A 26,450-nucleotide genomic window follows, 5' to 3' on the forward strand; every position below is an offset into this window, starting at 1 on the left:
GGGCGCCGCCCTTCCGCCTCAGCGCTGGCCGAAGCCGATCGTCGGTACGGCCCTGCGCAACGGCCAGGGCCGTGAGGACTCCGGGACCAGGCCCTCCAGGAACGCGTACCGCCTGAGCGCGGACGGGTCCTGGTCCTCGTACGACTGGATCCGGCGCCACCACGCCCCGATCTCCGCCCAGCCGGGCGCCGAGAGCGAGCCGCCGAACTCCTGCACCGAGAGCGCCGCCGTCAGGCCGGCGAAGGCGAGCCGGTCCGCGAGCGGCCAGCCCGCGAGCGTCCCGGTGACGAAGCCCGCGACGAAGACGTCGCCGGCGCCGGTGGGGTCGAGTGCCTCGACCGCGATGGCCGGCACCTCGGCCGTCTCGCCGGTCCTGCCGTCCACCGCGTACGCACCCTCGGCGCCGAGCGTGACCACCGCGAGCGGCACGTGCGCGGTGAGCGCGCGGGCCGCGGCGCGGGGGCAGTCGGTGCCCGTGTAGCGCATCGCCTCCTCGGCGTTGGGCAGGAAGGCCTCGCAGTGCGCGAGGTCCGCGAGGCCCGCGAGGTCCCAGCGCCCGGTGTCGTCCCAGCCGACGTCCGCGAAGATCATCGTGCCCTTGGCGGCGGCCTGCGCCACCCACTCCTCGCGCACCCCGGGCGCCAGCGAGGCGATGGCCGCGCGCGAGCGGGGCGGGCACTCCGGTGCCGGTTCGACCGGGGGTGCGTCATGGCCGTGCGAGACCATCGTGCGCTCGCCCTCGTACGCCATTGAGACGGTGACCGGCGAGTGCCAGCCCGGCACGGTACGCGACTGCGCGAGGTCGATGCCCTCGCCCTGCTCCAGGGCGTCCCAGCAGTACGAGCCGTAGTGGTCGTCGCCGAACGCGGCGGCGAGCGAGGTGCGCAGGCCGAGCCGGGCGAGCGCGGTGGCCATGTTGGCCACGCCGCCGGGGCTCTGGCCCATGCCGCGGGCCCAGGACTCGGTGCCACGCACGGGGGCGGAGTCGAGTCCGGTGAAGATGATGTCGAGGAAGACGGTGCCGGTCAGATACACGTCCCAGGCCGGCTCGTCGGGGGTGCGCAGGGCGGCGAGCGGATCGAGACATCCCTTGGCCCCGGCGGACGCGCGCCCTCCGGGGTCGCCCGGCAGCCGCCCGTCGCCGTCGTGCGGCCGCCGCCCTCCCGCGTCTCCCGGCACGCGCCCGTCCGCCGGTTCCGCCGCCCCGCCGATCGGCGCCGGCCCCAGATGGTCCTCCGCCGCGCGCGCCTGGTCCTCCGCCGCGCGCGCCCGGACGTCGCCCGCGTCGGACCCCGGACGCGCGGGTGCCCCCGCGGCTCCGCGATCATCGTCCCCGGCCGGTCCCGGGCGGCCTTCGCCGCCGACCGGCACCCTGCCGTCGTTAGCGCTCACCAGGTGCTCCGTACGAGATAAGCCTGCAGATCCGGACAGTCTGCCCCATGGCACCGACAATCCCGGAGAGCCGGCTCCGCGGCCCGAGCTGCCGGCGGGCGCGGGCGGAGAGCGGCGGCACTCGGGTACGTTCCGGAGCATGAGGCTGACGATTCTGGGTGGCGGCGGTTTCCGGGTGCCGCTGGTGTACGCGGCGCTGGCGGGGGCCGGCACGAGGACCGTGACCGAGCTGACGCTGTACGACACGGACCGCGCGCGGCTCGACGTGGTGCGGTCGGTCATCGCGGGGCTCGGTGTGCGCGGCCCGGAGCTGCGCGTCGCCGAGGACCTGGACGACGCGCTGCGCGGCGCCGACTTCGTGTTCTCGGCGATCCGCGTGGGCGGCACCGCGGGCCGCGTGCGCGACGAGCGGCTGCCGCTCGGCGAGGGCGTGCTCGGCCAGGAGACGGTGGGCGCGGGCGGGGTGCTCTACGGGCTGCGGACGATCCCCGTCGCGCTGCACATCGCCGAGCGCGTCAAGGCGCTCGCGCCGGACGCCTGGGTCATCAACTTCACCAACCCCGCGGGCATGGTGACCGAGGCGATGGCCTCGGTGCTCGGCGCGCGCGTGATCGGCATCTGCGACTCACCCGTCGGTCTGGTCCGCCGCGCCGCGCGGGCGGCGGGCGCCGACCCCGCCTCGGTGACGTACGACTACGTGGGCCTCAACCACCTCGGCTGGCTGCGCACGTTGACCACCGCGGACGGCCACGACCTGCTGCCGGGGCTGCTGGCCGACGAGCGGCGGCTGACCTCCTTCGAGGAGGGGAAGCTGTTCGGCGCGACCTGGCTGCGCGCCCTCGGCTCGCTGCCCAACGAGTACCTGCACTACTACTACTTCCGCCGCGAGACCCTCGCCTCCGCGCGCGCGGCCGCCGAGACCCGCGGCGAGTTCCTCGACCAGCAGCAGGGCGGCTTCTTCGCGCGCGCCTCCGCGGAGCCGGAGCGGGCGTACGAGCTGTGGCAGGCCACGCGGCGCGAGCGCGAGTCCACGTACATGGCGGAGGCGCGGGCGGCGAGCGGCGGCTGGGAGCGCGACGCCTGCGACCTGGACGGCGGCGGTTACGACCAGGTGGCACTGGAGCTGATGCGCGCGCTGTCGTCCGACGCCGGGGAGCAGGACGGTCCGGCGCGGCTGATCCTCAATGTGCGCAACGGCGGCACCGTGCCCGAACTGCCGGCCGACGCGATCATCGAGACGGTCTGCGAGGTGGACGCGGACGGCGCGCGCCCGCTGCCCTGCGCACCGCTGGGCCAGGCCGAGTTGGGCCTGATGCTGACGCTGAAGGCGGTGGAGCGGGCGGCGATCGAGGCGGCGGTGTTCAAGGACCGCACCGCCGCGCTGCGGGCGCTCGCCCTGCACCCGCTGGTGGACTCGCCCGCGGTGGCGGAACGGATCCTGGACGGGGCGGCGGGGGCGTAACGGGCGGGGGGTCGTAACCGGCGGGTGGTCGTAACCGGCAGGGTGGCACCGCGGTTCACCACCTCCGCGCCGACCACCCCGGCCGGGCCACCCGCATCGCGGCGAGGTCGTCGCGGTCGCGCAGCGAGCCGTCGTCGTCGAGCCAGCGCCGGTGCAGGAACTCCAGCCTGTCCCGGTCGAGTTCGACGCCGAGCCCTGGTGCGTCCGACACCTCGATCCGGCCGTCCTCGAACGTGAAGGGCTCGGCCACCACGTCCTCGGTGCTCCACGGATAGTGGCTGTCGCAGGCGTGGTCCAGGTGCGGGACGGCGGCCGCGACCTGGGTCATCGCGGCGAGGCTCACGCCGAGATGGAAGTTGGAGTGCATGGAGACGCCGACCCCGAACGTGCGGCAGATCGCGGCCAGTTCGCGCGTACGGTGCAGCCCGCCCCAGTAGTGGTGGTCGGAGAGCACCACCTGGACGGCGCCCGTGGTGAAGGCCTCGGGTATCTCGGCGAGCGTGGTCACGCACATGTTGGTGGCCAGCGGCAGGCCGGTGGCGGCGGCCACCTCGGCCATCGCGGGCGTGCCGGTGGTCGGGTCCTCCAGATACTCCAGTACGCCGGCGAGTTCGCGCGCCACGTACAGCGAAGTCTCCGTGCTCCAGGCCCCGTTGGGATCGAGCCGGAGCGGCCGGCCCAGGAAGGCCTCGGCGAGCGCGCGGATCGCGGCGATCTCCTCGTCGGGCGCGAAGACACCGCCCTTGAGCTTGAACGAGGAGAACCCGTGCCGCTCGACCAGCCGCCGTGCCTGCTCCACGACACCCGCCGGGTCGAGGGCTGCCGCCCACCCGTCCCGCTCCCCCACGCCGCCCGGGTGCTCGGCCCAGCGGTAGAAGAGGTACGCGCTGTACTCGACGCTGTCGCGCACCTTGCCGCCGAGCAGCGCGTGCACCGGCAGGCCGAGCGTCTTGCCGAGCGCGTCGAGACAGGCCACCTCGAAGGCGGAGACGACGGAGAGCCGCAGCTTCTCGGCGGTCTCTACGCCGCGCGTACCGCCCACGTCGAGCCCGCCGCCCTCGGCGTGACAGACCCGCCCCGCCAGCGTGAAAAGCCCGTTGATATCGGCGACTTGATGCCCGGCGAGAGCATCGGCGAGGGCCCGGGCGAGGACGAGGTACTTGGTGTCCCCGTAAGTCTCGCCGACCCCGGTGACCCCGCCCTCGGTGACGATCTCGACGATCAGCCGCGGGGTGTAGGGCTGGTGCACGCCCGTGGTGTTGAGGAGCGGCGGGTCGGCGATGAGCACGGGGGTGAGGCGCACGTGCGTGATCCTGGGGCCCGGTGCCGTTTCCGTAGCCGTCACCTCAGCCATCACCTCGACCTCGCCTCAACCATCGTCTCGGACATCTCCGTATGTAGACAGGAGTTGTGTACGGGAACGAAGACTAGGGAGGCGCCGAAGGCCGGTCAAGGGCGCGATTACGATCTGCGGCATGCCGGAACAGGAAACGCCCGCCCACGCGCCCGCACAGCAGTCACCCGGCGGCGTCCGCGAAGTGAAGTCCGCCGCGCGGACCGTCGAGCTCCTCGAAGTGCTCGCCGCCCGCGGCGACCGTCCCGCGCGGCTGCGGGAGCTGGCCGAGGAGCTGGGGGTGCCGCGCAGTTCGATGTACGCGCTGTTGCAGACCCTGATCGACCGGGGCTGGGTGCGCACCGACACGACGGGGTCGCTGTACGGCATCGGCATCCACGCGCTGCTGACCGGCACCAGCTATCTGGACAGCGATCCCCGGGTGCGGGCGGCGCGGCCGTTTCTCGACGAGGCCTCGGAGGCGCTCGGCGAGACCATCCATCTCGCCCGGCTCGACGGCACGGACGTCGTCTATCTCGCCACCCGCGAGTCGCATGAATACCTGCGGACGTTCTCGCGCGTGGGGCGCCGGCTGCCCGCGCACGCGGGCGCGCTCGGCAAGGCGCTGCTCGCGGAGGATCCGCGGCGGCTGCCTGCGGGCGAGCTCGCACAGCTCACCCCGCACACCCACACCGACGCCGCATCCCTCGCCGCCGATCTCGCCGGGGTGCGCGCCCGCGGGTACGCGATCGACCGCGAGGAGGGCGTGCTCGGCATCGCGGGCTTCGGCTTCGCGCTGCGCTGCGACGAGCCCGCGGTGGACGCGGTCAGCTGCTCGGTGCCGGTGGCCCGGCTGACCGAGGAGCACGAGCGGCGGATCGTGGCGGTGATGCAGGAGATCCGTACGAAGATCGAGGCGGTGGCGGTACGGGCCTCGGGCGGGGCACAGTGGAAGACCTGAGCCGGATCGGGATGTGAGCCGGATCGGAACGTGAGCCGCGCCCGCCCGGCACACCTGCACCCGACCGGCACACCTGCACCCGACCGGCGCGCCTGAACCCGCCCGCCCCCTCAGCCCCGCTTCGGCACCGGCACCCGCATCAGGTCCGCCGCCACGGTCAGTTCGCCCTCGAAGCCTGCGGCCCGTGCCTGTCGCTCGAACTCGGCCGGGTCGGTGTAGCGCTGCGAGAAGTGCGTCAGGACCAGGTGCCGCACCCCGGACTCCCGCGCGACCGTCGCCGCTTGACCGGCCGTCAAGTGGCCGTGGTCCTCGGCCAGTTGCACGTCCTGGTCGAGGAACGTGGACTCGATGACGAGCAGGTCGCAGCCGTCGGCCAGTGCGAACACCCCGTCGCAGAGCCGGGTGTCCATCACGAAGGCGAACCGCTGCCCGGGCCTGGGCTCGCTGACCTCGTCCAGGGTCACGCCCCCGAGCACCCCGTCCCGCTGCAGCCGCCCCACGTCGGGCCCCGCGATGCCGTGCGCGCGCAGCGCCGCGGGCAGCATGCGCCGCCCGTCGGGTTCGACGAGGCGGTAGCCGAAGGACTCGACCGGGTGGGAGAGCCGCCGCGCCTCCAGGCGGTACGCGGGCGTCTCGGCCAGCACCCCGTCCTCGGCGACCGGCTCCTGCACCAGCCTCGCGGTCTCGCGGTAGGCCGTGGCGTACCGCAGCCGCTCGAAGTAGTGCTGCCCGCTCGCCGGGTAGTGCGCGGCCACCGGGTGCGGCACCCGGTCGAGGTTGATGCGCTGGATGACCCCCGCGAGCCCGAGCGAGTGGTCGCCGTGGAAGTGCGTGACGCAGATCCGGTGCAGGTCGTGCGCGGCGACCCCGGCCCGCAGCATCTGCCGCTGCGTGCCCTCGCCCGGGTCGAAGAGGAGTCCCTCGCCGTCCCAGCGCAGCAGATAGCCGTTGTGGTTGCGGTGCCGCGTGGGCACCTGGCTCGCGGTGCCGAGCACCACGAATTCCCGTGAGGACAAGGGGAGTTACCGACTTCCTTACGAGGCGGCCGCTAGCCGGGCGGCCACTGCAGGCCGCGCCCGCCGAGCACGTGGGCATGGGCGTGGAACACGGTCTGCCCCGCGCCGGAGCCGGTGTTGAACACGGTCCGGTAGCTGTCCAGGCCCTCCTGGACGGCCACCTCGCCCGCCTCGCGCAGCACGTCGGCGGCGATCGCGGGCTCGGCGGCGGCCAGCGAGGCGGCGTCCGGGTGGTGCACCTTGGGGATCACGAGGACGTGCGTGGGCGCCTGCGGGTTGATGTCGCGGAAGGCGAGGGTCGTCTCGCTCTCGCGCACGACGGTGGCCGGCACCTCCTTCGCCACGATCTTGCAGAACAGGCAGTCGGCCTGCGGTTCACCGGTCACGCTCGGCCCTTTCTCGCGACAGCTCCGGACGGTCTCGGGGCATCGTATCCGGCACGGTCCGCCCCGGGCCCGGCGCTGTCACCCCGGCTCCGGCCCGCACGGTCCCACCGCCGCCCCGCCTCCTCAGCCCAGCTCCGGCAGCGCGGGCGCCGCCTTCGCCGGTGTGGTCTCCAACGCCTCCAGGGCGACCCGTATCGCCGTGTCGAGCTGCGGGTCGCGTCCTGCCGCGTAGTCCTGCGGGCCCGCGACCACCTCGATGTCCGGGTCGACGCCGTGGTTCTCCACGCCCCACCCGTAACCCTCCAGCCAGATCGCGTACTTGGGCTGGGTGACGAGCGTGCCGTCGACCAGGCGGTAGCGGCTGTCGATGCCGATGACCCCGCCCCAGGTGCGCACCCCGACCACCGGGCCGATGCCGAGGGCCTTGATGGCGGCGTTGACGATGTCGCCGTCCGAGCCCGAGAACTCGTTGGCCACCGAGACCACCGGACCGCGCGGGGCGTCCGCCGGGTAGCTGAACGGGCGGCGCCCGCGCGGCAGGTCCCAGCCGACGATGCGCCGGGCGAGCTTCTCGACGACGAGCTGGGAGGTGTGGCCGCCACGGTTCTCGCGCACGTCGACGACCAGGCCCTCGCGGGCCACCTCCACGCGCAGGTCGCGGTGGATCTGGGCCCAGCCCGGCGCCTGCATGTCGGGCACGTGGATGTAGCCGAGGCGGCCCTCGGACCGCTCGTGCACGTAGGCGCGGCGGTCGGCCACCCAGGCGTGGTAGCGCAGGGGTTCCTCGTCGGCGAGCGGGACGACGACCGCGTGCCGGGGTTCGCCGCCGCCGGCCGGGGACACGGTGAGCTCCACCGCCTTGCCCGCGGAGCCGACGAGCAGCGGTCCGGGGCCGCGCAGCGGGTCCACGGGACGGCCGTCGACGGCCACGATCGCGTCACCGGCGCGGACCGCGGCGCCGGGGGCGGCGAGCGGGGAGCGCGCGTACGGGTCGGAGGTCTCCGAGGGCAGGATGCGGTCGATGCGCCAACTGCCGTCCTCGTGCCGGGAGATATCGGCGCCGAGCAGGCCCTGTCGGGTGTCGGACGACCCGTAGCCGCCGTACGGGGTGACGTACGCGTGCGAGGTGCCGAGTTCGCCGTGCACCTCCCACAGGAGGTCGACCAGGTCGTCGTGGGTGGCGATGCGGTCGAGGACGGGCCGGTAGCGGTCGAGGATCCCGTCCCAGTCGATGCCGCCGAGGTCGGGCCGCCAGAAGTTCTGCCGCATGAGGCGGCCGGTCTCCTCGTACATCTGCCGCCATTCCGCGGCCGGTTCGACCTCCTTGCGGATACGGGACAGGTCGACCGTGAGGTGGGAGTCGCTGTCGTCGTCGGAGGAGGGCCGGCGGTCGCTCGGGACGACCTTGAGCACGTCGCCGGTGTGCAGCAGCACCCGCTTGCCGTCGCCGGTGACCGTGAAGTGGTGGGCGTCGTGGGCGAGTTCCTCGACGCGGTGCTGTCCGAGGTCGTAGCGCTCCAGGGCGGTGCGCGGGCCCGGGTCGTCCGGGGTGGCGCGCGAGACGCCGAGCGCGCCGCGCACCGGGTGGCGCAGCCACAGCACGCCGTCCTTGGCGGCGCGCAGCGTGGAGTAGCGGGCGGCCTCGACGGGGAACGCGACGATGCGGTCGGCCAGGCCGTCCAGGTCGATCCGGGTGGCGGGCTGGTCCTCGCCGCCGGGCACCTCCTCGCTCCGCTCGGCCGGCTCGAAGGGGCGCCCGTGGCGCTGCGGCCCGAAGGGCGAGGGGGTGGTCGCGGCGAGCGTGATCAGGTGCGGGCGGCAGGCGCCGACGAAGGCGAGGTCGAAGACGTGCGCGTCGTAGACGGGGTCGAACGAGCGCTCGGAGAGGAACGCCAGGTGCTTGCCGTCGAGCGTGAAGGCCGGCGAGAAGTCGCAGAAGCGCAGCGGCGTGGCCTCGGTGACGGACAGGTCGGCGGTGTTGGCGAGCTTCAGCTGCCGCAGCGGGTCGGGGCCCGGGTGGGACCAGGCCAGCCAGGCCGAGTCGGGCGAGAACACCAGTCCGGTCGCCTCGCCGTCCTCGCTGCGGTCCACCTCGCGCACCTCGCCGCTCTCGCGGTCGACGAGCAGGACCCGGCCGTCGTGCGCGGCGACGGCGGCGCGGCTGCCGTCGGGGGCCATCGCGAGCGAAAGCACCCGCCCCAACTGCCCGGCCGCGAGCCGCCGTACGGAGGCGCCCGCGGCCACTCCGGCGGCGGGCGCGAACTCCAGGGCGTCCTCGCCCTCCGCGTCCGTGACCCAGACGACGTGCTCCTCGCCGTTCACGCGGAAGGTACGCGGCAGCCGGGCGCGTACGCCCGGCGTGGACGCGAGGGTGCGCGCGGGTCCTTCGCGGTGCGTCACCCAGTGGATCGAGCCGCGCACGGAGACGGCGCTGCCGCGGCCGGTGTGGTCGGGCGCGGTGGCGCCGAGGTGGCGGTCGGCCTTGACGGGGTGCGGCTGGAGGTCGACGCGCTGCCCGCCGAGCCGGACGTCGAGCGGGCGCGGCGCGCTGCCGGGGTCGCCGAGGTCGTCGACGATCCACAGCTGTCCGGCACGGGTGTACACGACGCGCTGTCCGTCGCTCGCGGCGTGGCGCGCGTAATAGCCGTGGGAGCCTTCGGCACCCTCCGCACCCTCCGCCTCGTCGGCCGCCGCGTGCCGGCGCAGATCCGTGCCGTCCGGCAGCGAGGAGTACAGGGTGCCGGCGCCTTCGTGGTCGGACAGGAACGCGATCCTGTCCCCGACCCACAGCGGGTACTCGATGTTCCCGTCCAACTCCTCGTGCACCCGCACGAATTGGCCGTCGCCCTCGCGGTCGATCCACAGCTTGCCCGCCGTGCCGCCGCGGTACCGCTTCCAGTACGCGGCCTCGCGCCCCATCGACACCGACACCAGGAGCACCTGGTCGTCCGGGCCCCAGGCGACGTCTCCGACGGGGCCGTACGGCAGCCGGGTCGCGGGCCCGCCGTCCAGCGGGACGTGCCAGGCCCACTGGCGGCGCAGCGAGGCCTGGCCGTGGGTGGTGACCGCGAGCACGCCGCCCTCGGGGGTCCAGCCGCGCACCTGGGTCCTGTTGCTGCCCCAGTACGTGAGCCGCTCGGCCCGTCCGCCGTCCACGGGAGCGCAGTGCACCTCGGGGGCGCCGTCGCGGTACGAGGTCCAGGCGACATGACGGCCGTCCGGGGATATCCGCGGGTGGCTCACGGGCATGTTGTCGGCGCTCACCCGCCAGGCACGCCCGCCCTCCAGCGGCGCGATCCAGACGTCGTCCTCCGCGGTGAAGGCGAGCAACTCGCCGCGGACGTGCGGGAATCGGAGATACGAGAGCTGCGTCTGCGTCACCTGATCACCTTATGACCGGCCCTCTGGCGTTGCCGAGGCCTGAGTGGGAACCTGTCCTGTATGGGGGCATTGAGGCGCTCAGGTGATCGTCGAGCCCTGGCCGCGGCCGGGGCGGTGGCCGCGCTCGCGCTGGGTCTCACCGCCTGTCAGGACCTGAGCGGCGGGCTCAACTCGGTGGCGGTGTCGATCACCACGGACCAGAAGGGCACCGACGCCCTGGAGAAGAAGGGCGTCGACGTCCAGTGGCTCAACTGCACCTCGTCCTTCGGCGAGGGCGGCGGCACACCGAACTCCTCCAAGTCCCCCACCGTGCGCAGCGTCGCGACCGTGGACTGCGAGGGGAAGACGCGGGACGGCCGCGACATCACGCTCACCGGCAAGGTCACCGAGGAGCGCGGCGGCGCCTGCGTACGGGGTGATCTGACGGCGAAGGTCGAGGGCAAGACGGTGCTGCGGGCGGATGTGCTCGGCAACTGCGCCGACGCGAAGCCGACTTCACGGCCACCGGGGAACGGCGGCCCGCAGCCGACGGTGACCGTGACGACGACGGTGACGGTGTATCCACCGACGTGCGACTGCCGGCCGGGGAAGTAGCTGGCCGGATCCGCGCGTAGTGGCCGATACCAGGTAACTCCTGTGTGCAGGGTGCATGGTGTCGTGCAAGCTGTTCCCGATACGGGCGGCCGCGTCTCCCGCGGCGTAACTCCCGTACACGGGACGAGGAGGCGACTGTGCCCGTGCGCCACCAGGCCGAGCGGATCGGCCTTGCCCTGACGACCGCGGCCGGGCCGCTGACCATCCTCGCGGACGTTCTCGGGCTGCTCGACGAGGTCTCCCCCAACGGCGTGCAGCTCGTGACGCTGCTGATCCTCACGTCGGTCACGATGTTCCTGCTGCTCGAAGTACGACGCTTCGAGATTCTCGACAGCGTCGACCGGCGCCTGGCGGCACTCGACATCGACGGCACCGCGACCCGGCTGCGCAGGGAACGGTACGGGGGTGTGGAGCGCGTGCACCCGGAGTTCCCGACCGCCCAGGTGAAGCGGCTGGTCCGGGAGGCCAGAACCGAAGTGGGTGTGCTGCAGACCTGGATGCCCAACCTGGGCCATCTCCAGGACGACTTCCGGCACGCTCTCACCGACGGCGGAGTGCGGGTGCGGATCCTGCTCCTCTTCCCCTCGTCCGAGGTGGCGAACCTGCGCCGCGAGGCCCTGCGGGACATGCCCACCGCCGACACCCCCGTGGATGTGAAGGCGGCCATCGAGCACAACCTGACCAACCTCGGGCTGCTGTACGCGGCGCTGCCCGACGCGGCCCGCGCACGTCTCGAGGTGCGGCTCTACAACTCGCTGCCGTCCATGGCCGTGTACCGCGCCGACGAGACGTACATGGTCAGTTCCTTCCTGCACAGCCAACTGGCCATCAATGCCCCGCAGACCGAGATCGAGGGCTGCGACTCGGCCCGGGGCGCCGAGGTGCAGAAGGAACTCGACACCCTGTGGGAGATCGGCAAACCCGTCGAACTGACCGACTGGCGCCGCTCGGTCGACGCCATGAGCTTCGACCGCATGACCGCGTGACCTCGTACTCCTGAAAGGCCGCACCAGATGTCCCAGTCCACCGCACTCCACGGCCTCGAAGCCCTCGACGCCTTCGAGGACGACCTGATCGCGCAGTACAGGGCGCACCCCGTCCTCACGGACACGCCCCGCCTCTCCGACTCCGTGTTCAAGGACCTCCTCCTACAGCGCCGTTTCCTCTCGCTGGCCTTCACCCCGGCGTACGACCTGGCGATCGACCTGATCGACGACAAGGAGGGCCTGCGCATCGCGCGCGTCATCCTGCGAGAGGAGTACCCGGACGGCAGCGGCAACACCCGCTCGCACCGCGAGGACATGATCGAGGACATGCTCCAACTGGGCATCTCCCGAGCCGAGTTGGCCGCCTCGCGTCCGACCGCCGCCACGCTGGAGGCGGTCAATGCCACCTTCGCCCTGATCGCCGACGCGGGCGGGCGACCGGACTCGGACCTGCGGCTGCTGACCATCCTCCGGTTCTGGGGCGAGATCCTGGTCTCCACCGAATACGCCCAGCTGTGGCACCGGATGGGACCGCTCCTCACCCGCGACGGCGAGAACCGCTCGCACTTCTACTACCCACACCTCGTCCACGACGCGAAGGCCCATCCGCTGGCCTCGGTCTCGCTGCTCGCCACCTCGCACGCCGACCGTCTCGCGCGCCGCCTGCACGCCCTGCTCACCGCGGCCGAGCCCGGTGCGGCCGCCGCGGCCTTCCGTGCCGAGGAACAGCGTTCGCTCGACATCAAGCTGCGCTTCTACGACCAGTTCGGCGCGGGGAGTTGAACACCGGCGGCCGCCGCGCACCCCGCACCCTCACCGAACCAGCAACACCACCGCCATCGCGATCAGCGTCGCCGCCGCGATCCCGCCCCCGAGGAACCCGGCGAACCGCCCGGCCCGTTCCGTCCGCGAGGCCACCTCGCGCCAGCCGAGCTCCTCGGTGACATCCCGGATCAGGCGGTGTCCGTCCGCGGAGTTGAAGGAGCGGCGGCCCGAGCCGTCCGCCGCCGTGGCGACGCTGCGGTAGCGCAGGCGCCCGCGCTGCACGGACTTGCTCCAGGTGCCGCCCGGGCCCTGCCGCTCGATGCGGACCACGTCGGTCAGCGTGAAGGTGTTCGCCTCCGGCTGCAGCGCCACCTCGTAGGTGTGCTGACGGGTGAGGCGCCGGGTGGCCTGCGGCACTTCCGTGGTCAGGTCGAATCCGTTGGCGTGCCGGCGCCACGTATACGAGGATCCGGCGGCGTCCCGCACCCGGGCGACCAGCTCCTCGACCTCCGCGCCGGTGCGGCTCCGACCGGTCATGCGTCCCTCGTCCATGGAGCGCGAGCCTAGCCGCCCGCCCCACCGCGCCCGGAGGCCGGGCGGCGCGCGCTAGCCCCAGCGGCCGGTGCGCCCGAGCAGCAGCGCCACCGCGGCGGTGCCCGCCGTGGAGGTCCGCAGCACGCTCGCCCCGAGCCGGTACGGCTTCGCGCCGGCCGCGGCGAACGTCTCCAACTCCTGCGGGGCCACGCCTCCTTCGGGCCCGACGACCAGCACGATCGAGCCGGAGGCGGGCAGTTCGGCGGAGGCCAGCGGCGCGCTGCCCTCCTCGTGGAGCACGGCGGCGAAGTCCGCCTCCGCCAGAAGTGCCGCCACCTGCTTGGTCGTGGCGAGCTCGCCGACCTCGGGGAAGCGCAGGCGCCGCGACTGCTTGCCGGCCTCGCGGGCGGTGGCCCGCCATTTGTTCAGCGACTTGGTGCCCCGCTCGCCCTTCCACTGCGTGATGCAGCGCGAGGCGGCCCAGGGCACGATCGCGTCGACCCCGGTCTCGGTCATGGTCTCGACGGCGAGTTCGCCCCGGTCGCCCTTCGGCAGCGCCTGCACGACGGTGATCCGCGGGCTCGGCTCGGGCTCCACCGGGAAGTCGGCGGCCTCGACGTACAGCGTGTCCTTGCCCTCCGTGCGCAGCACGACCCCGGCCGCGGCCCGGCCCAGACCATCGGTGAGCACGATCTCCTCACCGGCCTGCAACCGCCGCACCGAGACGGCGTGGCGCCCCTCGGGGCCGTCGAGCGTGAGCACGGCGCCGGGTGCGGCCCCTTCGAGGGAGCCGACCACGAAGACGGGGGCGGTCATGCCGCACCCCGCACGTTCAGCGCGGCGGCGGCCGTACGGTACTCGGCGGCCAGCACCTCCACCAGCTCACCGGCGGGCAACTCCCGTGCCATCCGGTGCCCTTGGCCGGCCCACAGCGCCATGCCCTGCGCGTCACCGGCCTTTGCGGCCGCCTTGCGCAGGCCGCTCGTGAGGTGGTGCACCTGCGGATACGCGGCCGGCGCGTACGGCCCGTGCTCGCGCAGGAAGCGGTTGACCAGGCCGCGCGCGGGGCGCCCGGAGAAGGCCCGGGTCAACTCGGTCCGTACGAACATGGGGTTGGTCATGGCCTGCTTGTGCAGCACATTGGCCCCGGACTCGGGGCAGACGAGGAAGGCGGTCCCCAGCTGCGCGAACTCCGCCCCGGCCGCGAGCGCCGCCGCGATCTGCCCGCCGCGCATCAGGCCGCCGGCCGCGATGATGGGCAGCTGCACGGTCTCGCGCACCTGCGTGATCAGGGACAGGAGCCCGATCCCGGTGCCGTCCGCCTCGGGGTTGTCCTTGTGGGTGCCCTGGTGGCCGCCGGCCTCGATGCCCTGCACGCACACCGCGTCCGCCCCGGCCCACTGCGCGGCCTGCGCCTCCTCGGGCGTGGTGACGGTGACGACGGTGTACGTGCCCACGCGGGCCAGCGCGTCGAGGACGTCACGGCTCGGGCAGCCGAAGGTGAAGGAGACGACGGGCACCGGGTCGTCGACGAGGATCGCCAGCTTGGCGTCGAACCCGTCGTCGAGGTTGGCGTCGGGGTCGCCGAGCGGCGTGCTGTACCAGGCGGACTCACCGGCCAGCTGCGCGGAGTAGACGGCCACCGCGGCCCGGTCGGCGAGCTCGGGCTGCGGCATGAACAGGTTCACGCCGAACGGCTGCTGCGTCAGTCCGCGCAGCTGCTTGATCTCCTGGTACATCCCGTCGGCGGTCTTGTACCCGGCAGCGAGAAAACCCAGCCCGCCCGCCTCGGAGACCGCGGCGGCGAGCGAGGGACAGGAGGCGCCACCCGCCATGGGGGCCTGCACGATCGGGTGGGGGCAGAGATCGGTCAGTGCGGTGGACATGACGGCATCGTGCCATGTCCGCGGCGGCCCGCTAAATCAACCCAGCCCCTGCGGCGTTTGAGCAGATCCGAGCGAAGCTCGGATGCGGGGGTCCGGGGGCGGAGCCCCCGGTTCCGGGAAGGGGCGGGGCGGGGAGAGAAGCCGCCGCAGGCGCCTCCCACCCCAGCCCCGACACACCTCAACGCCCGTTGAAAGCGTCCTTCAAGCGCGAGAACAGCCCCTGCTGCCCAGGCTGGAACTGCCCGGTGGGCCGCTCCTCACCCCGCAGCGCAGCCAACTCCCGCAGCAACCGCTCCTGCTCAGGATCGAGCTTCGTCGGCGTGGTGACCTCGACATGCACGATGAGGTCCCCGCGCCCGCCGCCGCGCAGATGCGTGACACCGCGCCCGTGCAGCGGGATCGACTGGCCGGACTGGGTGCCGGGCCGGATGTCGACCTCCTCCATCCCGTCCAGCGTCTCCAGCGGCACCTTCGTGCCGAGCGCCGCCGCCGTCATGGGGATGGTCACGGTGCAGTGCAGATCGTCGCCGCGCCGCTGAAACACGGGGTGCGGCAGCTCGTGGATCTCGACGTACAGGTCACCGGCGGGACCGCCGCCCGGGCCCACCTCGCCCTCACCGGCGAGCTGGATCCGCGTGCCGTTGTCGACACCGGCCGGGATCTTCACGGTCAGGGTGCGGCGCGACCGTACGCGACCGTCTCCGGCGCACTCGGGGCACGGCGTCGGCACGACCGTGCCGAAGCCCTGGCACTGCGGGCAGGGCCGCGAGGTCATGACCTGGCCGAGGAACGACCGCGTGACCTGCGAGACCTCACCGCGGCCGCGGCACATGTCGCAGGTCTGCGCGGAGGTGCCGGGCGCGGCGCCCTCACCGGAACAGGTCGAACACACGATGGCCGTGTCGACCTGGATGTCCTTGGTGGTCCCGAACGCGGCCTCGTCCAGCTCGACTTCGAGGCGGATCATGGCGTCCTGACCACGACGGGTCCTGGACCGCGGCCCGCGCTGCGAGGCGGTCCCGAAGAACGCGTCCATGATGTCCGAGAAGTTCCCGAACCCGCCCTGGCCGAAGCCGCCGGCGCCGCCGCCCGACTGGGACAGGGGGTCGCCGCCGAGGTCGTAGACCTGCTTCTTCTGCGGGTCCGAGAGCACCTCGTAAGCGGCGTTGATCTCCTTGAACCGCTCCTGGGTCTTCGGATCGGGGTTCACATCCGGGTGCAGCTCGCGCGCGAGCCGCCGGAATGCCTTCTTGATCTCGTCCTGGGAAGCGTCGCGGCGCACGCCGAGTACGGCGTAGTAGTCCGTGGCCACTTACGACTCCGCCAGGATCTGTCCGACGTAACGTGCCACTGCGCGTACTGCTCCCATCGTTCCGGGGTAATCCATGCGGGTCGGTCCGACCACGCCGAGTTTGGCGACTGCCTCGCCGCCCGAACCGTAGCCGACCGAGACGACCGACGTGGAGTTGAGCCCCTCGTGGGCATTCTCATGCCCGATCCGTACGGTCATGCCCGGATCCTTGGCCTCGCCGAGCAGCTTGAGGAGCACGACCTGCTCCTCGAGCGCTTCGAGCACCGGCCGGATCACGAGCGGGAAATCGTGTCCGAAGCGCGTGAGATTGGCGGTGCCGCCGATCATCAGGCGCTCCTCGGTCTCCTCGACCAGGGTTTCGAGGAGGGTGGCGAGCACGGTCGCGACCGTGCCCTGGTCGTCCCGGTCGAAGGACTCGGGCAGATCCTGGACGAGCTGCGGCACGTCGGAGAACCGGCGTCCCGCGACCCTGCTGTTGAGCCGGGCCCGCAGATCGGCGAGCGAGGTCTCGCCGAAGGGCGCGGGGCAGTCGACGTGCCGCTGCTCCACCCGCCCCGTGTCGGTGATCACCACGAGCATCACGCGCGCGGGCGCGAGCGACAGGAGCTCCACATGCCGCACCGTGGACCGGGTCAGCGAGGGGTACTGCACGACCGCGACCTGCCGCGTGAGCTGCGCGAGCAGCCGCACGGTCCGGCCCACGACGTCGTCGAGGTCGACGGCTCCGTCGAGGAAGTTCTGGATGGCCCGGCGCTCGGCGGCGGACAGCGGCTTCACGCCCGCCAGCTTGTCCACGAACAGCCGGTAGCCCTTGTCGGTCGGGATCCGCCCCGCGCTGGTGTGCGGCTGGGCGATGTACCCCTCGTCCTCCAGGGCCGCCATGTCGTTACGGACGGTCGCGGGCGAGACCCCGAGCTTGTGCCGCTCGGTGAGCGCCTTCGAGCCGACCGGCTCCTCGGTGCCGACATAGTCCTGGACGATGGCGCGCAGCACCTCGAGCCTGCGTTCACTGAGCATCCGCGCACCTCCAGCTGTCGATCCGGTCCGGCCGTCTGGCACTCATGGCGTACGAGTGCCAGCCAACCCAACGGTCAGTGTACGGCCGTCGGTGGGCGCCCTAGCAAGGCCGACCACCCTTGATGCGGTTAGCGTCACGGTATGGACGTCAGTTGGGAAGAGTTCGGCTGGGAACAGCTCGGCGACGGTATCGGCCGCAGACGGCTCCCGGTCTGGGACGCGACGGTCGCCCTCGTCATCGGCCCCGCGGGCGCACTCCTCTTCGACACGGGCTCGTCGCTGCGCGAGGGCGCCGAGATCCGTACGCAGGTCCAGGCGCTGCTCGGTGGACGCCGCGTCCCGCACATCGCGCTCAGTCACGCGCACTTCGACCATGTGCTCGGTACGGGGGTCTTCGCGGGCGCGCGGATCCACGCGGCGGCGGGCATGGACGCGGCCCTGTCCTCCTCGGGTCTCGAGGAACTCCGCCTCGACGCCGTACGCCACGGCGTCCCCGAAGCCGAGGCGTCGGCGGCCGCCGACGTGGTCATCCGCCCGCACCACCTCCTCACCCGTGAGGGGAGGCTCGACCTGGGCGGCGGCCGCGAGGTGGTGCTGTCCCCGGCGGGCCCGGCCCACAGCCCGCACGACCTGGTGGCCTGGATCCCGGACGCGGGGGTCCTCCTGGCCGGCGACCTGATCGAGGAGTCCGGCGAGCCGCAGGCGGGCCCGGACGCGACCCCGCGCCGGTGGCCGCAGGCGCTCGACCGGCTCCTGGAGCTGGGCGGTCCGGACGCCCGCTACGTCCCCGGGCACGGTTCGGTGGTGGACGCGAAGTTTGTCCTCGCCCAGCGCGAGAGCCTGGCCGCTCGGTACGGCGTGTCGTGACCCGCCCGGCCGGCCCCTTTCCTATTGTCGGCCGAATGCGCAGCTACAGCCCGGACCTGACCCCGCCGTGGAAGAAGCCGAAGCCGGTGCCGACGGTGGAGGCGACGGCGGACCTGGTGGTGGAGGAAGTGAGCACGGGCTTCTGCGGGGCGGTGATCCGCTGCGAGGCGGGCACGGTCACGCTGGAGGACCGCTTCGGCAAGCACCGGGTCTTCCCGCTGGAGCCGCGCGGCTTCCTGCTCGAAGGCCGGGTGGTGACCCTGACCCGCCCGGCGGCTCCCGCTCCGGCGCGTCCGACCCGTACCGCCTCCGGCTCGGTGGCCGTCCCCACCGCGCGCGCCCGCGTGGCCCGCGCCGGCCGTATCTACGTGGAAGGCCGGCACGACGCCGAACTGGTGGAGAAGGTCTGGGGCGACGACCTGCGCATCGAGGGCGTGGTCGTCGAGTACCTCTCGGGCGTCGACGACCTGCCCGCGATCGTCGCGGAGTTCTCCCCCGCGCCCGACGCCCGCCTCGGCGTCCTGGTGGACCACTTGGTGCCGGGCTCGAAGGAGTCCCGGATCGCCGCCTCGGTCACGGGCGCGGACGTGCTCGTGGTGGGCCACCCGTACATCGACATCTGGGAAGCGGTGAAGCCGTCGGCGGTCGGCATCGGCGCCTGGCCCCGCGTCCCGCACGGCCAGGACTGGAAGACGGGCGTGTGCCGCGCGCTGGGCTGGCCGGAGAACACGGGCGCGGTCTGGCAGCACATCCTGTCGAAGGTCCACTCGTACAAGGACCTGGAGCCGGAGCTCCTGGGCCGGGTGGAAGAGCTCATCGACTTCGTCACACTGCCCGGCTGAGTCCGGCACGCTCCCCCGCACGAGCGGCCGCCGTCAGTCCACCAGGTCCCGGACCACGGCGTCCGCCAACAGGCGCCCCCGCAGGGTCAGTACGGCCCGGCCCTCCTCGTACGGTCCGGGCTGGAGCAGCCCGTCCGTGAGAGCACGCCGTGACGCGGCCAGGCCCTCGGGGCGCAGCAGGGACAGCGGGCAGCCGTCCACGAGCCGCAGCTCCAGGAGGATCCGCTCGACCCGGCGGTCCTCGTCGGAGAGCAGCTCGCGTCCGGCGCCGGGCGAGGCGCCCGTCGCGAGCCGTCCCGCGTACGCACCCGGGTGCTTGACGTTCCACCAGCGCACCCCGCCCACGTGGGAGTGGGCGCCGGGGCCCGCGCCCCACCAGTCGGCGCCGCGCCAGTAGAGCTCGTTGTGCAGACAGCGGGCGGCCTCGGTGGTGGCCCAGTTGGACACCTCGTACCAGTGGAACCCGGCCGCCGACAGCATCTCGTCGGCGATCAGATAGCGGTCGGCGTGCACGTCGTCGTCCGTCATCGGCACCTCGCCGCGGCGGATGCGGCGCGCGAGCTGCGTGCCCTCCTCGACGATCAGCGCGTACGCGGACACGTGGTCGGGACCGGCCCCGAGCGCCGCCTCCAGCGAGGCCCGCCAGTCCTCGTCGCTCTCGCCGGGCGTGCCGTAGATCAGATCGAGGTTGACGTGCTCGAACCCCTCGGCGCGCGCCTCCCCGACGCAGGCCTCGGGCCGGCCGGGGGTGTGGGTGCGGTCGAGGACCTGGAGCACGTGCTGCCGCGCGCTCTGCATGCCGAACGAGACCCGGTTGAAGCCGCCGGCCCGCAGCGCGGCGAGATACGCGGGGTCGACCGAGTCCGGGTTGGCCTCCGTGGTGACCTCGGCCCCGGCCGCGAGCCCGAACTCGTCCCGGATCGCGCCGAGGATCCGTACGAGATCGGCGGCGGGCAGGAGCGTGGGGGTGCCGCCCCCGACGAAGACCGTCTCGACCGACCGGGGATCGTCCCCGAGCACCTTCCGCGCGAGCCGGATCTCGTCGATCAGGGTGTCGGCGTAGTTCTCGCGGGAGGCGAGGACGCCCCCGGAGCCGCGCAACTCGCTCGCGGTGTACGTGTTGAAGTCGCAGTAGCCGCAGCGGGTGGCGCAGTACGGCACGTGGACGTAGAAACCGAGGGGCCGCGAGGCGCTGTCGTGCAGCGCGGACGCGGGCAGCGTCCCGTCGTCGGGCACGGGCTCCCCGTCGGGAAGAACAGAAGGCATGCCCCCATTGTCCTCGACGGGACGGACGGACTGTGCGGGACGGCCCTACTGTGCGGACGGCGCGGAAGGCTCGGACGGCCCGGACCGCGCGGACGGCCCGACGGCGCGGAGGGCCCGGACCGCCCGTACAGCCCGACTGCGCGGACGGCCCGACGGCGCGGAGGGCCTGGACGCCCGTACAGCCCGGAGGACCCGGACCGCCCGCGCCCTACCGCGCCTGAAGCACCAGCAGCGCCAGATCGTCGTCCACCGGCGTCTCCGCGAAGTCGTGCACCAGGCGCCGGATCCGCTCCGCCACCATCCCCGCCGACAGGCCGCCGCAGGCCGCGAGCGCCGCCGAGAGTCCGTCGCCGTCGTCCAGCATCCGCACCCCGGAGCGCCGCTCGGTCACGCCGTCCGTGACGCACAGGAGCGTCTCACCCGAGCCGAGGACGAAGGACTCGCTCTCGTAGCCGGGCTGGTCGAGCACGCCGAGCAGCACCTGGGGCGCGGCGGCGGGCCGCACCACGCCGTCGGGGCTGAGCAGCAGCGGCAGGGGGTGTCCCGCGCAGGCCAGGGTGCAGCGGACGCCTTCCGGTGAGGGTTCGAGCTCGCCGTACAGCAGCGAGAGGAACCGGGCCGGCGAGCCGTCCGCGTCCAGGTCGCGCATCTCCACGGCCGCCACCGCGCGCGCCGCGGACTCGGCGGCCTCCATCGCGTCGTCGAGCAGCAGGCGGTTCAGGCGGTCGAGCACATCGGAGACCTGGTAGCCCTCGCGGGCGAGCAGGCGCAGCCAGGGGCGGGCGAGGCCGGTGACGACGGCGGCCTCCGGACCGTTGCCGCAGACGTCGCCGAGGGCGAAGCACCAACGGCCGTCCCCCGCGGGGAAGATGTCGTAGAAGTCGCCGCCCGCGAGCCCGTTGTCCCGCGGCTCGTACACCAACGCGCTCTCCACGCCCGGCACTTCGGCCATCGAGCTCGGCAGCAGGCCGCGCTGGAGGACGCGGCTGATGGTGGCCTGGCGCGCGTACTGCCGCGCGGCACCGATCGCGAGGGCCACCCGGCGGCTGAAGTCCTCCAGGAGGCCGGTGACTTCGTCCGGGAAGCGCATCAGGCCCGTACGGCCGAGGAGCAGCGTGCCGAGCGCGCGACCGCCCGCGACGAGGCGGTACGCGAGCGCGGTGCCGGAGGAGTCGCCGATGCCGTCGAAGGGCCAGGGCACGGGAACGGGCCCGCCGTGCAGCGGACCGGGGATGACGGGAAGGTCCTTCTCCAGGACGCGGCGCAGCTCTTCGATGCGGGACTCGCTGTGGTGCCAGACGCGGGCGAGCCGGGGCGCGGTGGGGCCGGTGCCGCGGCCGTGCCGGTCCGACTCGTCGTTGAGCCAGACCGCGCACCAGTCGGCGAGCCGCGGCACGAGGAGCTGGCCGGCGAGCGCGGCCACCATCTCCTCGTCGAGCTGTCCGGCGAGCAGGTCGGAGGCCTCGGCGAGGAAGGCGAGCGCGCCCCGGTTGCCCCAGTCCCCGTGCTCGCGGCCCTTCTTGGGCTGGGGCGAGAGGATGTCGGCGACGCGCAGGCCGCGCTGGAGGGCCTGTTCGCCCGCGTACACCTCGATCTGGCGGGCCGCGTCCACGCCGTCCACGGGCAGCCGCGCCCAGACGGTCTTGCTGCCGGGACGGTAGGTGATGCCCCAGGACTCGGAGAGGCAGGCGACGAGTTGGAGCCCGCGGCCGTACTCGGCGAGTGCGGGTGCGGGGCCCCCCGCGCTGTCGCCCTGGACGGTCCTGCCGGGATGGTGGTCGCGTACCTCGATCACGACGGCCGCGCCCTCGTCGAGGTCGCCGTCGGGGCCCAGCGCGGCCTCCAGACGGCAGTCCACCTCCACGTGGGTGCCGGCGTGCACCACCGCGTTGGTGACCAGCTCGCTGACGAGGACCACGGCGTCGTCGGCGAGCCGCTCGGTGAGACAGGCGGCGACGGGCACACCGTTCTCCGTCCAGGCGGCGAAGGCGGCGCGGACGAAGCGGCGGGCGGCGGCCGGTGCCAGGGGATTGCCCGGCAGCGAGGTGCCGGCGTGGGCTCCGTCGGCAGGTCGCAGCGGGTTGGGACCGGCGTGGCCGGCAGGGCGGAACGTGTTCTCCCGCTGCATTGGAATGGACCCCACTGTGCGGCTCCTGAGCAGTTCAGTTAAATGCATCTCAGGTGACACGCACAGAGTGACAGACTGACTTCGCCCATAAGCGCCGAGTTACTGAAGTGGGCCGCCATGAGTGACAACATCGCACTACCGGTGCTCGGAAACGGTCACTTCCGGGCAGAAGACTTTCACCCGCTCCTCGCCGCGATGACCTCGCTGCGCGATGGCGACTTCCGGGTGCGGGCACCGGAGGGCTCGACCGGAGTCTCGGCCGAACTCGCCGCGGTCTTCAACCAGATCGCCGACCGCAACCAGCATCTGGCCTCCGAGCTGGCCCGACTCCGCCGCGAGATGGTGCGCCACGGCCGGCTCGACGAACGCGTCGCCGCCTCGCCGGGCCAGGGCTCCTGGTCGACGGTGGTCACGGACGCGAACATCGTGATCGACGCCCTGGTGGCGCCCGCGGCCAATGCCACGCGGGTGCTCGACGCGGTGGCCGGGGGCGATCTGACCCAGCGGGTCGATCTCCACGACGGCAACCGGCAGTTGAGGGGCGATCTGCGCCGTCTGGGCCGTGCCGTCAACAAGATGGTCGACCAGCTGTCCCTCTTCACGGGTGAAGTCACCCGCGTGGCCCGCGAGGTGGGCACCGAGGGCCGGCTCGGCGGCCGCGCCAAGGTGCAGGGCCTGAGCGGCAGTTGGCGCGCGGTCACGGAGGCCGTCAACACGATGGCCTCGCGCCTGACCGCCCAGGTCCGCGACATCGCCGCGGTGACCACCGCCGTGGCCAGCGGCGACCTGACGCGTACGGTCACGGTCGAGGCCACCGGCGAGCTGCTCGAACTGAAGCTCACCGTGAACACGATGGTGGACCAGCTCTCCGCCTTCGCCGACGAAGTGACCCGCGTGGCCCGCGAGGTCGGCACGGAAGGCCAGCTGGGCGGCCGCGCCCAGGTCCGCGGCGCCAGCGGGGTGTGGAAGGACCTGACGGACAACGTCAACTTCATGGCGTCCAACCTGACCTCCCAGGTACGGAACATCGCCCAGGTGACCACCGCGGTGGCGTACGGGGATCTGAGCCAGAAGATCACCGTCGACGCGCGCGGCGAGATCCTGGAGCTGAAGTCCACCGTGAACACGATGGTGGACCAGCTCTCCGCCTTCGCCGACGAGGTCACCCGCGTGGCCCGCGAGGTGGGTACGGAGGGCAAGCTGGGCGGCCGCGCGCAGGTGCGCGGGGTCTCCGGGGTCTGGAAGGACCTCACGGAGAACGTGAACTTCATGGCGGACAACCTGACCTCCCAGGTCCGCAACATCGCCCTCGTCTCGACCGCCGTCGCCCAGGGCGACCTCTCGAAGAAGATCACGGTCGAGGCCAAGGGCGAGATCCTGGAGCTCAAGACCACCTTCAACACGATGGTCGACCAGCTCTCCGCCTTCGCGGGCGAGGTGACCCGTGTGGCCCGCGAGGTGGGCACCGAGGGCAACCTGGGCGGCCAGGCCCAGGTCCGCGGAGTATCGGGCGTGTGGAAGGAGCTGACGGACAACGTCAACTTCATGGCGTCCAACCTGACCTCGCAGGTGCGCAACATCGCCCAGGTCACCACCGCCGTCGCCAACGGCGACCTGTCCAAGAAGATCACCGTGGACGCGCGCGGCGAGATCCTGGAGCTCAAGGACACCGTCAACACGATGGTGCAGCAGCTGCGCGCCTTCGCCGACGAGGTCACGCGCGTGGCCCGCGAGGTCGGCACCGACGGCCGGCTCGGCGGCCGCGCCCAGGTGCTCGGCGTGTCCGGCGTGTGGAAGGACCTCACAGACAACGTCAACTACATGGCGGACAACCTCACTTCGCAGGTCCGCAACATCGCCCAGGTCGCCACCGCCGTGGCCCAGGGCGACCTCTCCAAGAAGATCGACGTGGACGCGCGCGGCGAGATCCTGGAGCTGAAGACCACCATCAACACGATGGTCGACACGCTCTCCTCCTTCTCCTCCGAGGTCACCCGCGTGGCCCGCGAGGTGGGCTCCGAGGGCCAACTGGGCGGCCAGGCACGGGTCGAGGGCGTGTACGGCACGTGGAAGCGCCTGACCACGAGCGTGAACGAGCTGGCGCTCAACCTCACCACCCAGGTCCGCGCCATCGCCGAGGTGGCCTCCGCGGTGGCCCAGGGCGACATGTCCCGCTCGATCACCGTCGAGACCCAGGGCGAGGTCGCCGAGCTCAAGGACAACATCAACCTGATGGTGTCCAACCTGCGCGAGACCACCCGCGCGAAGGACTGGCTGGAGTCCAACCTGGCCCGGCTCGCGGCCCTGATGCAGGGCCACCGCGACCTGATGGAGGTCGCCGACCTGATCCTGCGCGAGCTGACCCCGCTGGTGAACGCGCAGTACGGCGCCTTCTTCCTGGCCGAACCCGAGGCCGAGGGCACAGGCCTGCGCACCCCCGTACCGTCCAAGGGACTCGCCTTCATCGGCGGATACGGCTCCGCACACGGCTCCGTCATCGAGACCGGCGCCATGCCGGTGCACGGCCTGGTCCGCCAGGCGGCCCTGGAGAAGAAGCGGATCCTCGTCGAGGAGGCGCCGCCGGACTACATCAAGATCAACTCGGGGCTCGGGGACGCGGCACCCAGCAGCGTCGTCATCATCCCGATCCTCTTCGAGGACCGGCTGCTCGGCGTCATCGAGCTGGCCTCGTTCTCCCGGTTCTCCGATGTCCACCTGGCGTTCTTCGACCAGTTCGTGAACACCATCGGCGTCGCGATCAACACCATCATCGCCAACTCCCGTACGGAGTCCCTGCTCGGCGAATCCCAGCGGCTCGCCCTCCAGCTCCAGGAGCGCTCGGACGAACTCCAGCGCCAGCAGGCGGAGTTGCAGCGCTCCAACGCCGAACTGGAGGAGAAGGCGGCCCTGCTCGCCACGAGCTCGCAGTACAAGTCGGAGTTCCTCGCGAACATGTCGCACGAACTGCGCACCCCGCTGAACTCCCTGCTGATCCTGGCCCGGCTGCTCGCGGACAACCCCGAGGGGCGGCTCAACGACCAGGAGGTCCAGTTCGCCACCACCATCCACCGCTCGGGCACCGACCTGCTCCAGCTGATCAACGACATCCTCGACCTGTCCAAGATCGAGGCGGGCCGGATGGACGTACGCCCCAAGAAGCTCCCGCTCATCAAGCTGCTCGACTACGTGCACGCCACCTTCCGCCCGCTCACCCTCGACCGGGGCCTGGCCTTCGAGGTGGCGGTCGGCGAGGACGTGCCGCGCGAGATCTACTCGGACGAGCAGCGCCTCCAGCAGATCCTGCGCAACCTGCTGTCCAACGCGGTGAAGTTCACCGCGAGCGGCCGCGTCGAACTGCGCGTGAACCGCGTCAAGAACGTCGAGGGCACGCACCTCACGTTCTTCAAGGACCGCGAGGGCGAGGACCTGATCGCCTTCGCCGTCTCGGACACGGGCATCGGCATCGCCTCCGACAAACTCCCGGTCATCTTCGAGGCGTTCCAGCAGGCCGACGGCACCACCAACCGCAAGTACGGCGGCACCGGCCTCGGCCTGTCCATCAGCCGGGAGATCGCGGGTCTGCTCGGCGGCCGGATCGTCGCGGAGAGCGAGCCCGGCAAGGGCTCCACCTTCACGCTCTACGTGCCCGTCGCATACGCGGCACACGGCCCGATCCCGGACAAGTCCGCCGAGGACAGCGAACTGACCCAGGGCCTGCGCGCGTTGAAGCTGCCCGAGCAGCAGAGCAGCGAGGACCCGATGGTGGTGCACGAGCAGGACGACAACTGGCCGGCCACCACCAAACTGGAGGAATGGCGCTCCGGCCGCGCCGGCCAGGTGCTTCAGGGCCACCGCGTCCTGATCGTGGACGACGACATCCGCAACGTGTTCGCCCTCACCCATGTGCTCGGCCGGGTCGGCATGCCGGTCCTGTACGCGGAGAACGGGCGCGAGGGCATCGAGATCCTCGACCGCAACGCGGACGTCGAGGTGGTTCTGATGGACATCATGATGCCGGAGATGGACGGCTACGAGACGATCGAGGTCATCCGCCGCACACCGCGCTGGGCCGACCTGCCCATCGTGGCGCTGACCGCCAAGGCGATGCCGGGAGACCGCGAGAAGGCCATCGCGGGCGGGGCCAACGACTATGTTCCCAAGCCGGTGGACGTGGACAAGCTGCTGACGGTGATGTGCTCCCTCCTCGACCCGGAGGGCACCGAGGGCACGAGGGCCGGACAGCACAGGGAAGCAGCAACCGATCAGGGGCAGGCGAGCGGGGTCGAGGAGCCCGCCGCCCCACCTGAGACCGAATAGGCCTT

20 protein-coding genes are annotated in these 26,450 nt (G+C 72.5%); 8 read left to right on the top strand and 12 right to left on the bottom strand.

Going from position 1 to position 26,450, the window contains the following annotated elements; translation table 11 throughout:
* Window positions 1-18: 18 nt before the first annotated feature.
* A complete protein-coding gene (locus BLT97_RS22515) occupies window positions 19-1,131 on the bottom strand; it encodes a carbohydrate kinase family protein (protein ID WP_176953867.1) in 1,113 nt (370 codons plus the stop codon).
* A 400-nt stretch (window positions 1,132-1,531) separates the two neighbouring features.
* Between BLT97_RS22515 and BLT97_RS22520 the strand changes: the two genes are divergently transcribed.
* Window positions 1,532-2,854 (top strand): family 4 glycosyl hydrolase, encoded by a 1,323-nt coding sequence (locus tag BLT97_RS22520; protein ID WP_093612994.1) that lies wholly within the window; start codon window positions 1,532-1,534, stop codon window positions 2,852-2,854.
* A 55-nt stretch (window positions 2,855-2,909) separates the two neighbouring features.
* On the opposite strand, the gene BLT97_RS22525 is transcribed toward BLT97_RS22520, so the two are convergent.
* Window positions 2,910-4,208, bottom strand: a complete 1,299-nt coding sequence (locus tag BLT97_RS22525) for a glucarate dehydratase family protein (RefSeq protein ID WP_093613269.1) — start codon at window positions 4,206-4,208, stop codon at window positions 2,910-2,912.
* Between the two features lie 121 nt (window positions 4,209-4,329).
* On the opposite strand from BLT97_RS22525, the gene BLT97_RS22530 reads away from it, so the two are divergent.
* A complete protein-coding gene (locus BLT97_RS22530) occupies window positions 4,330-5,148 on the top strand; it encodes an IclR family transcriptional regulator (protein ID WP_093612996.1) in 819 nt (272 codons plus the stop codon).
* A gap of 110 nt (window positions 5,149-5,258) precedes the next feature.
* Here BLT97_RS22530 and BLT97_RS22535 read toward each other — a convergent pair whose 3' ends face one another.
* The 3 genes from BLT97_RS22535 to BLT97_RS22545 all read right to left on the bottom strand — a co-directional run bounded on the left by BLT97_RS22535 (window position 5,259) and on the right by BLT97_RS22545 (window position 9,931).
* Window positions 5,259-6,164 (bottom strand): ribonuclease Z, encoded by a 906-nt coding sequence (locus BLT97_RS22535; RefSeq protein ID WP_093612998.1) that lies wholly within the window; start codon window positions 6,162-6,164, stop codon window positions 5,259-5,261.
* 32 nt (window positions 6,165-6,196) lie between these two features.
* Window positions 6,197-6,550 (bottom strand): histidine triad nucleotide-binding protein, encoded by a 354-nt coding sequence (locus tag BLT97_RS22540; protein ID WP_093613000.1) that lies wholly within the window; start codon window positions 6,548-6,550, stop codon window positions 6,197-6,199.
* Between the two features lie 123 nt (window positions 6,551-6,673).
* Entirely contained in the window at window positions 6,674-9,931 is a 3,258-nt protein-coding gene (locus BLT97_RS22545; RefSeq protein ID WP_093613002.1) for a S41 family peptidase, read from the bottom strand.
* A 60-nt stretch (window positions 9,932-9,991) separates the two neighbouring features.
* Between BLT97_RS22545 and BLT97_RS22550 the strand changes: the two genes are divergently transcribed.
* From BLT97_RS22550 to BLT97_RS22560, 3 genes are all read left to right on the top strand, one after another.
* A complete protein-coding gene (locus tag BLT97_RS22550; RefSeq protein ID WP_093613004.1) occupies window positions 9,992-10,525 on the top strand; it encodes a hypothetical protein in 534 nt (177 codons plus the stop codon).
* Between the two features lie 137 nt (window positions 10,526-10,662).
* Entirely contained in the window at window positions 10,663-11,511 is an 849-nt protein-coding gene (locus BLT97_RS22555; protein ID WP_093613006.1) for a hypothetical protein, read from the top strand.
* Window positions 11,512-11,538: 27 nt separating this feature from the next.
* Complete coding sequence (locus tag BLT97_RS22560) at window positions 11,539-12,294, top strand: hypothetical protein (protein WP_093613008.1); 756 nt, start codon at window positions 11,539-11,541, stop codon at window positions 12,292-12,294.
* Between the two features lie 30 nt (window positions 12,295-12,324).
* Here BLT97_RS22560 and BLT97_RS22565 read toward each other — a convergent pair whose 3' ends face one another.
* The 5 genes from BLT97_RS22565 to hrcA all read right to left on the bottom strand — a co-directional run bounded on the left by BLT97_RS22565 (window position 12,325) and on the right by hrcA (window position 17,025).
* Complete coding sequence (locus BLT97_RS22565; RefSeq protein ID WP_143041369.1) at window positions 12,325-12,828, bottom strand: hypothetical protein; 504 nt, start codon at window positions 12,826-12,828, stop codon at window positions 12,325-12,327.
* A 54-nt stretch (window positions 12,829-12,882) separates the two neighbouring features.
* On the bottom strand, window positions 12,883-13,626 hold the full coding sequence (locus tag BLT97_RS22570) for a 16S rRNA (uracil(1498)-N(3))-methyltransferase (RefSeq protein ID WP_093613012.1): 744 nt from the start codon (window positions 13,624-13,626) through the stop codon (window positions 12,883-12,885).
* The gene (locus BLT97_RS22575; protein ID WP_093613014.1) at window positions 13,623-14,696 is read right to left on the bottom strand and encodes a nitronate monooxygenase; all 1,074 of its coding nucleotides are present in this window, start codon (window positions 14,694-14,696) and stop codon (window positions 13,623-13,625) included. Before BLT97_RS22575 ends, BLT97_RS22570 begins: the two co-directional genes overlap by 4 nt.
* Window positions 14,697-14,874: 178 nt before the next feature.
* Entirely contained in the window at window positions 14,875-16,008 is a 1,134-nt protein-coding gene (gene dnaJ / locus BLT97_RS22580) for a molecular chaperone DnaJ (protein WP_093613016.1), read from the bottom strand.
* On the bottom strand, window positions 16,009-17,025 hold the full coding sequence (hrcA, locus tag BLT97_RS22585; RefSeq protein WP_093613018.1) for a heat-inducible transcriptional repressor HrcA: 1,017 nt from the start codon (window positions 17,023-17,025) through the stop codon (window positions 16,009-16,011).
* 141 nt (window positions 17,026-17,166) lie between these two features.
* Between hrcA and BLT97_RS22590 the strand changes: the two genes are divergently transcribed.
* A complete protein-coding gene (locus BLT97_RS22590) occupies window positions 17,167-17,892 on the top strand; it encodes an MBL fold metallo-hydrolase (protein ID WP_093613020.1) in 726 nt (241 codons plus the stop codon).
* 35 nt (window positions 17,893-17,927) lie between these two features.
* Window positions 17,928-18,734: a DUF3097 domain-containing protein gene (locus tag BLT97_RS22595; protein WP_093613022.1), complete on the top strand. Its 807-nt coding sequence runs from the start codon at window positions 17,928-17,930 to the stop codon at window positions 18,732-18,734.
* 33 nt (window positions 18,735-18,767) lie between these two features.
* Here BLT97_RS22595 and hemW read toward each other — a convergent pair whose 3' ends face one another.
* Complete coding sequence (gene hemW / locus BLT97_RS22600; RefSeq protein WP_093613024.1) at window positions 18,768-20,000, bottom strand: radical SAM family heme chaperone HemW; 1,233 nt, start codon at window positions 19,998-20,000, stop codon at window positions 18,768-18,770.
* Window positions 20,001-20,208: 208 nt separating this feature from the next.
* A complete protein-coding gene (locus BLT97_RS22605; protein ID WP_093613026.1) occupies window positions 20,209-22,176 on the bottom strand; it encodes a SpoIIE family protein phosphatase in 1,968 nt (655 codons plus the stop codon).
* Between the two features lie 147 nt (window positions 22,177-22,323).
* Here BLT97_RS22605 and BLT97_RS22610 point away from each other — a divergent pair, with 147 nt between their 5' ends.
* Entirely contained in the window at window positions 22,324-26,445 is a 4,122-nt protein-coding gene (locus tag BLT97_RS22610) for a HAMP domain-containing protein (RefSeq protein WP_093613271.1), read from the top strand.
* Window positions 26,446-26,450: the final 5 nt, after the last annotated feature.

The organism is Streptomyces indicus (assembly GCF_900100315.1).
Lineage (GTDB): Bacteria > Actinomycetota > Actinomycetes > Streptomycetales > Streptomycetaceae > Streptomyces > Streptomyces indicus.